This window comes from Bradyrhizobium uaiense (genome assembly GCF_010811875.1).
GTDB lineage: Bacteria > Pseudomonadota > Alphaproteobacteria > Rhizobiales > Xanthobacteraceae > Bradyrhizobium > Bradyrhizobium uaiense.
Window position 1 is genome coordinate 1 of record NZ_VKHP01000365.1, and the last position, 7,147, is coordinate 7,147.

At 65.9% G+C, this 7,147-nt stretch carries 7 protein-coding genes; 3 read left to right on the forward strand and 4 right to left on the reverse strand.

Annotation, left to right across the window (positions count from 1 at the left end; translation table 11 throughout):
* Positions 1-260 precede the first annotated feature (260 nt).
* Positions 261-1,835 (reverse strand): S10 family peptidase, encoded by a 1,575-nt coding sequence (locus tag FNJ47_RS43685; RefSeq protein WP_163162668.1) that lies wholly within the window; start codon positions 1,833-1,835, stop codon positions 261-263.
* Between the two features lie 162 nt (positions 1,836-1,997).
* Between FNJ47_RS43685 and FNJ47_RS43690 the strand changes: the two genes are divergently transcribed.
* From FNJ47_RS43690 to FNJ47_RS43700, 3 genes are all read left to right on the forward strand, one after another.
* Positions 1,998-2,777, forward strand: a complete 780-nt coding sequence (locus FNJ47_RS43690; protein WP_163162670.1) for an NAD kinase — start codon at positions 1,998-2,000, stop codon at positions 2,775-2,777.
* 114 nt (positions 2,778-2,891) lie between these two features.
* The gene (locus FNJ47_RS43695) at positions 2,892-3,437 is read left to right on the forward strand and encodes a response regulator (protein ID WP_163162672.1); all 546 of its coding nucleotides are present in this window, start codon (positions 2,892-2,894) and stop codon (positions 3,435-3,437) included.
* Positions 3,438-3,446: 9 nt separating this feature from the next.
* Positions 3,447-4,025 (forward strand): Hpt domain-containing protein, encoded by a 579-nt coding sequence (locus FNJ47_RS43700; RefSeq protein WP_163162674.1) that lies wholly within the window; start codon positions 3,447-3,449, stop codon positions 4,023-4,025.
* A 57-nt stretch (positions 4,026-4,082) separates the two neighbouring features.
* Here FNJ47_RS43700 and FNJ47_RS43705 read toward each other — a convergent pair whose 3' ends face one another.
* The 3 genes from FNJ47_RS43705 to FNJ47_RS43715 form a co-directional block, all read right to left on the reverse strand.
* A complete protein-coding gene (locus FNJ47_RS43705; protein ID WP_163162676.1) occupies positions 4,083-5,264 on the reverse strand; it encodes a DUF2336 domain-containing protein in 1,182 nt (393 codons plus the stop codon).
* 396 nt (positions 5,265-5,660) lie between these two features.
* Complete coding sequence (locus FNJ47_RS43710) at positions 5,661-6,665, reverse strand: transglycosylase SLT domain-containing protein (protein WP_163162678.1); 1,005 nt, start codon at positions 6,663-6,665, stop codon at positions 5,661-5,663.
* 88 nt (positions 6,666-6,753) lie between these two features.
* Positions 6,754-7,147 (reverse strand): c-type cytochrome (locus FNJ47_RS43715; protein ID WP_430649478.1); only part of this gene is annotated, 394 nt, incomplete at its 5' end.

The following is a 7,147-nucleotide window of genomic DNA, read 5'->3' on the forward strand; positions in this document are numbered from 1 at the left end:
TATACTTCGACGTATCCATCCCAATGCGGATAATCTCTCTCACGGACGGCTCCCTTGTCTGAGATTTGCAACAACCTCATTCTGGCACACTGATGCCGTAGGGGGCCGTCCACCCCATCAACCACGAAAGCTTATTGTTGAGCGCTACTCGAACGACGAGTCCCACCTACAACATCCGCCGCGGCGTATGGATCCCGGCCTTCGCCGGGACGACGCAGTTATGATGCCGCGGGTGACGAAATCCAACTCGCTACGCTCCCTCACTTCACCAGCGCCTCGACCTCCTTGCGGAACGCCTGGCGGGAGCCGTCGCGGGAGTAGAACATGTGGCCGCCGGGATAGACCGCGAGCCTGGTGCGGCTCGGACCCGCGAAGGCCGGCAGCTGATCGAGGATGATCTTCGAGGCGAAGTATGGCGTCGCGAGGTCGAACATGCCGTGGCCGATCAAGAGCTTCAGCTTCGGATCGAGCGCCAGCATCTGGCGCAGCTGCGTCACCGACTCCGGCGGGCTGACGCCGTGACCGAACTCCCAGGCCTTGTTCACGCTTTCGCTGAGCAGGTGATAGGAGCCGTCGGGCCGCCAGTTCAGCCTGCGCGTGGTGAGATCGACCGCGGCGCTGGTCAGCGGCGCCATCAGGGGATCGCCGGACGGATCGTTGAAGTGGAAGTAGCTCGAATCCGGATAGGGATCGAAGCCTTCGACCGAGGCATCGTAGCGGCCGGTCACCTTGCCGTTCTTGCGATCGAACTCGCGGCGGAATTCGCCGATGTCGAACCGTCCGGCGAGCCGTCTGCTCACCGCCTGATCGATGCCGGTCAGGCTCGCGACCTTGTCGGCGAGCCGCGTGGTGGCCTCGGTATCGGCCTGCCCCTTGACCAGGTCGAGCAGGAAATCGCCGCGCGCGTAGTTCTCGACGTCGGCGAGATCGTCGCGCGTCACCGGCCCCTTGGCCTGCCGCGCCACCGCCGTCATGGTCGGCAGGCTTGCGACGTATTGCAGGATGCTGGTGCCGCTATAGTCGCGGAAATCCAGCACCGGCGAGATCAGGATCAGGCCGCGCACGCCGACGCCCTGCTGCATTTGCAGATTGCGCACCACCTTGGGTCCGCGAATGCCGCCATAGCTTTCACCGGTGACATATTTCGGCGAGGTCAGCCGGTCGTATTTCTCCAGCCAGCGGCGGATTACCAGCGCGACCGAATTGGCGTCGCCGTCGACGCTGAAGAAGCGCTTGCGCGCATCCTCCGACGTGGTGACGAAACGGCTGTAGCCGGTGCCGACCGGATCGATGAAGACGAGGTCGGTGAAATCGAGCCACGTGTCGGCGTTGGGTTGCAGCTCGGGCGAGGCCGAGGACACCGCGCCGTCGCCATCGAACGGCAGCCGCCACGGCCCCACATTGCCGAATTGCAGCCAGGCCGACGCGGAGCCAGGCCCGCCATTGAACAGGAACGTCACCGGACGGTTCGCCTTCTCGGCGCCGTCGAGCTGGTAGGAGGTGTAGGCGATGTCGGCGAGCGGCTCGCCCTTGTCGTCGAACACGCGGATCGAGCCCGCGGTGGCGCTGAAGTTCAGCGTGCGGCCCGGCAGCGCGACCGATTGCTTGGTCGTCGAATCCGGCGGCAGGCGATGCAATTCGGCGGTCGACGCGTTGGCTGCAGCGTTGGCGCCGGAGCCGCTCTCGCCGCGCCCTGCCCGCCCCTTCTGGCCGCCCGGGGCCTGCGCGCTCGGCGACGGCGATGGCTGCGGGGTCTCGTCATCGGCCCGCGCCGCGGTTGCGAGGCAGGCTACCAGCAACGCCGCGGCGAGCCGTGTCGCAAAACTGTTAGCCATACCCTGCACTCCCTGGACCCGCCTTTAAGCAATCTTGCCGCAAACTGCGGTAGCTTGGCGGCACCCGCAAGGCATGCGGTCCGTTCCCGGACCATCTCGACAAGGCCGCCCGGGATGTATAGACGAACGCGGCGTAATCCGGGCCAAAAGAGTTCGTGAGCGATGGCAAGCCCCAAGCGGTATGACAAGATCGCCTTCGTCGCCAGTCCGAGCGCGGAAGCGCAGACGGCGCTCGAGCAGCTGACCGCGATGTACGGCAACCATTCGGCCGCCGATGCCGACGTCGTGGTTGCGCTCGGCGGCGACGGGCTGATGCTGCAAACGCTGCACGCCAACATGCGCAGCGGCAAGCCGATCTACGGCATGCACCGCGGCACCGTCGGCTTCCTGATGAACGAATACTCGACGCATGATCTGCGCACGCGGCTGGCCGCATCGCGGGAATCGCTGATCAATCCGCTGCTGATGCGCGCGACCGACATCCACGGCGCCGTGCATCTGCATCACGCCATCAACGAGGTCGCGCTGTTCCGGCAGACCTACCAGGTCGCCAAGCTGCGGATCCTGATCGACGAGCATGAGCGGATGCCCGAGCTGATGGCCGACGGCATCCTGGTGGCGACGCCGGCCGGATCGACCGCCTACAATCTCTCCGCCCAGGGGCCGATCCTGCCGATCAACGCGGCGCTGCTGGCGCTGACCCCGATCAGCGCGTTCCGGCCGCGGCGCTGGCGCGGCGCGCTGTTGCCGAACTCAGCTTTCGTGGTGATCGAGGTGATCGAGGGCGACAAGCGCCCGGTCGCCGCGGTCGCCGACCATGACGAGGTCCGCGATGTCCGCCGGGTCGAGGTGCTGTCCGACAAGACGATAGCGATGCGGATGCTGTTCGACCCCGGTCACTCGCTGGAAGAGCGCATCCTGCGCGAGCAGTTCGGCTACTGACGGCGGGTGGCCTCGCCGGGCCCCTGCCCGGCAACCAATCATTAACCCCGGGCAGGATATGGTTAACGCTGGGTAATACCGCATTGGCCCGGTATGCCCGTTCGGGACCGGACCATGTATCGCATCGATTTCAACAAGCTGCGATTTTTGATTTGCGACGACAATCCGCACATGCGCCGCATCCTGCGGACGCTGCTGCATTCGTTCGGCGCGCGCGAGGTGTATGAGTCCGAGGACGGCGCCACCGCGCTCGAGATGTATACCCATTACGTGCCCGACATCGTCATCACCGACTGGTCGATGCCGATCTTCGACGGGCTCGAGCTCGCGCAGATGATCCGGCAGCCGGAATCCAAGGGCAATCCCTACGCGCCGATCATCATGCTGACCGGCCATTCCGAGAAGCGCCGCGTCACCGTCGCGCGGGATGCCGGCGTCACCGAATTCCTGGCCAAGCCGATCTCGGCCAAGGGCCTCTACCAGCGGATCATGAACGTGGTCGCCAATCCGCGTCCGTTCATCAAGACCAAGACCTATTTCGGCCCCGACCGCCGCCGCAACACCACCAACACCTATATCGGCCCCGAGCGCCGCGGCAGCGGCGAGGTCGAGGTGCTGCAACAGCCGTCGCTGCTCGAAAAGGCGCGCTCGACCATCTAGGACACCGCCATGGCGAAAGACAAAGCTGGGACGATCGAGGTCAAGAGTTTCGGCACCCACCACGTGATCACGCAGCCGAACCCGCTGCGCAAGATGCTGCTGCGGGTCCCCGAGAGCGATCTCGACGATCCCGTCGGCCGCGCCGAAAAGGCGCTCGCCGGGCTGTCCGGCGAGTTCAAGGAGTGGATGACGATCGAGGCCGACCGCCTCTCCGCCGCGCACGCCGCGGTGATGCGCGAAGGCTTCAACGACAGGACGCGCGAGGAGCTGTTCCGGGCGGCGCACGACATCAAGGGCGATGCCGCAACATTCGGTTATCCCTCGGCGGCCGCGGCAGCGGAGAGCCTGTGCCGCATCATCGAGCACGCGCCTGACCTCGGCGCGGTGCCGCAACAGTTGATTGCCCATCACATCAACGCCGTGCAGGCGATCGTGCGCAACCGCACCAAGCTCGATACCGCAGTCGTGGCCGGCGTGCTGAGCAAGCAGCTCCGCGGCATCGCCGATGAATTCCTGACCCACGCCAACCGCGATCGCCCCGAGCATCTCGAGGCCATCCTCGCGCCGAGCATCGCCCCTGGCGAATAGCGGCGGGGTCGGCCGCCGCGTTGCGGCAGCCTCTCGAGCGCAGGAAACGCGGCCCTCTCAGGCCGCGATGAGATCGTCGTCGTAAGGCAGCACCGAGATCGCGTCTTCCGCGGCGAGCTCCTCGCAGAACATCCGCGCATCCTCGCGGGCTGACTCGGTCGCAAAGCGGCGCAGCAGGATCAAGAGCGGCTCGGCGGCCGACTGATCGGTCTCGCAATGGGTCAGCACGCGCTCCACCATGCGGCGATGCAGCCGCGCGGCGCCGTCGCCGCTGTCGACATAGCCGACCTCGTGGCTGGCCTCGAGCGCGACGCGGAACGCGGCATAGGTGGATTCCGGCAAGCCGGCGCGACGCAGCAGCGCCTGCAGGCCGTTGCCGCCGCGGTCGTTCAGCAGCGCGGAGACGCGGCCATAGGGCAGCCCGGACAGTTCGGCGAGCGCCGCCCCGAACAAATCGAGATTGCCCGACAGCAGCGCGCGCAGGATCAGCCCGGCGGTCAGTTGTCCGGTGCCGCGCAGATGCGTGATCAGGTTTTGCATGTCGTCGCCAAAGGCGCGCGCGGCGATGTTCACCGTCGAGCGCTCTTTCGCCTCGCCGGCGATCCGGTCGGCTCGGTCGGCGCCGAGCCAGTTTCGCGCGACGACGAACTGCGCCAGCGTGTCGGAGAGCTTTGCGACCAGCGCCAGCCGCGTCGCGGACGGCAGGTCTTCCAGCGCCAGCATCGATTCGCGGATCGCCGCGAGATGGCCGTGGCGCTCGACGATGCGATCCCAGGAGAACGGCGCAAGGCCGGCGTATGGATTCTCGATCAGCTCGAGCGCGGCCGCCGCCGACCCGACCTCGGCAATCGCAGCCGCAACGGAGGCCGGGAGATTGACGCGGCGCGCGATCGTGCACTGCATCTCGTCGGAGCCGGTCGCGACGATGTCGACGAGATCGGCATCGATCAAGAGCGGTGAATGTTCCAGCACCGGCAGCGCGATCGCCGGCTGGTCGGCCGACAGCGCCCGCACGATTGCAGCAGGCGCCTCCGCGCTGTGGGCGAACACCTCGGCCATCGCCTGCCGAACCAGCGGCGATGGATCGTCGAGCAGCATCAGCAGCGCGCCTTCGGCTGCAATGCGGTCGTCCTCGGTGAGATCTGAAATGAGCCAGGCCCGGGCCAACGCCCGTGTCGCCTCTGCCCGCTCGCCTGCCGGAGCGGTCCTAATCCAACTAATGAACTGCCGAACGATCATGGTCCTGCCGGCTTACGCAACGAGACGGCATCGACATACGACGCCACTACAAGGAAAAATAAACCATGACGCTTAACAAAGGGTTCACCATAAACGTTTGGGATTATTGACGTTTCGTTAAGGCGGCACTGACGCGCGACTTCGCACGCGCAGCAGACGAATGATCCTGCCGGGACGCCGCCTCGCACTGCCTCCAATTCACTCGGCCTTGGGGGCGCCAAGGGCAGCACGCCTGCACAATTTCGGAATAATGGAAGTGTGGCGCTGAGTTGCCCGACGTGTCAAGGCGTCATTCGGCAGCCGGCGGCCACCGGCTACTTTGCATAGGGTTGTTTTCGATATTTTGGAGTTGCGGCGACGGCTGGATTGATCCGATCAGGGTCCAAGCACGCCAGGCTAGCCGTTGCTGTAGGTGCCGTTCGGATCGCTGAACAGATCAAGCCGCCCGGGCGCGCGGACCTTCGGCGTGGCCGCCGTGGTCAGCGCGGAGGAATTGCCCCACAGCTCCTGCACCGCCGGCGAGATCGGCTGCGGACGATCGCCGCCCTGGTAGAGCGAACGGAACGCCGGCGCTGGCTGCGCCGATGCGACGGCCGAGGTCGCACCGACTGATGAGGCCGCGCCGGCATTCGGGAAGGTCGACAGATAGGATGCGGTGTCCATGGCCACCGCTTGTGTCGGCGTAGCGCTTGCGATCGCATAAGGCGACATGGTGTCGCCCCCCGCCGCCGCAAAGGCGGTGCGCGTGTCCTTCGAATTCGCCGCCGCGGCGTAGCGTGTCGTCAACACCGAATAGACCTGGCTGACGCTGCGCGCGCTGCCCGACTTGTCGTAGAAGATCGACTGGTTCGCCGCAGCCGCCTTCGGAAACATCGCGGCCGCGTTGGCGCTCGGGCTGTCCTCGGCACTCGAGATCAGCTTGCCGGCGCCGCCGACGCCCATGAAATGCGCCATATAGAGCTCGGCATCGGTCGGGCGACGGCCGAGCGTGCCGGTGAGCTTGAAGCTGTTGGATTGTGTCAGCACTGCCGCCATCGACGACGCCGCATCCGGATCGTCGCGCAGCTTCATGACCGCGTTGCGCGCGGAGGGATCGCTGACAGAATAGCTGCCGTCGGAATTCCTGGTGATGGCGTCGGCATACTGGCCGTAGCCGAGCTGGCTTCCGGCCTCCTTGACGGTGCCGAGCCAGGTCTGGTCGATGAACTGATAGAGTCCATGCGCCGACGAAGTCGTGGCGCCCGCCCGCGGATTGAAATTGGATTCCATCTTCGCGGTCGTGAGCAGATATTCGAAGCTCGTGCCGGTGGTCGCGGCCGCCTGCTTGATCGAGCCGGCGACCTTCAGGCGCGAAGCATCGACACCTGCCGAAGCCGTCGCGTTGAAGAGGTCGACCGCCATTGATCGGGTGCCTTGCCGGGCGCCGGCAATCGGCACCCATGTCCTGTCAACCTGCCGTAATTATGGTTAACGGCAGGTTAAGACCCGCTTAGGGCTGGGCCTCGTAGTAATGCGCAACCTGGTCGATCTCCTCGGCCGTCATCTGGCGGGCGATGTTGCGCATCTGCTGGCTGATGTCGTTGCGGCGGGCCCCGGACGCAAAGGCCTCGAGTTGCGCCTTGATGTAGACCGCCGACTGGCCGCCGAGCCAGGGGCTTCCCGCCTTGTTGTCGATATCGCCGTGGCAAGACCCGCAAGGCGGGATGTTGCGCATCGGAGCGCCCGTCACCACCACTGCCGGCGCGGGACGCCCGGCATCCAGATTGTTCGAAGGCACCCGCGGCAGATAGGCGTAATAGGCCGCGACGTCCTTCATGTCCTGGTCGCTCATGGCCGCAGCGAACGGGCTCATCACGACGCTGACCCGCGCGCCGGTCTTGAAG

Coding starts and splice junctions, on each gene's coding strand:
- FNJ47_RS43705 (WP_163162676.1), bottom strand. CDS start 5,264: ATGATCGTTCGGCAGTTCATTAGTTGGATTAGGACCGCTCCGGCAGGC.
- FNJ47_RS43710 (WP_163162678.1), bottom strand. CDS start 6,665: ATGGCGGTCGACCTCTTCAACGCGACGGCTTCGGCAGGTGTCGATGCT.
- FNJ47_RS43695 (WP_163162672.1), top strand. CDS start 2,892: ATGTATCGCATCGATTTCAACAAGCTGCGATTTTTGATTTGCGACGAC.
- FNJ47_RS43690 (WP_163162670.1), top strand. CDS start 1,998: ATGGCAAGCCCCAAGCGGTATGACAAGATCGCCTTCGTCGCCAGTCCG.
- FNJ47_RS43700 (WP_163162674.1), top strand. CDS start 3,447: ATGGCGAAAGACAAAGCTGGGACGATCGAGGTCAAGAGTTTCGGCACC.
- FNJ47_RS43685 (WP_163162668.1), bottom strand. CDS start 1,835: ATGGCTAACAGTTTTGCGACACGGCTCGCCGCGGCGTTGCTGGTAGCC.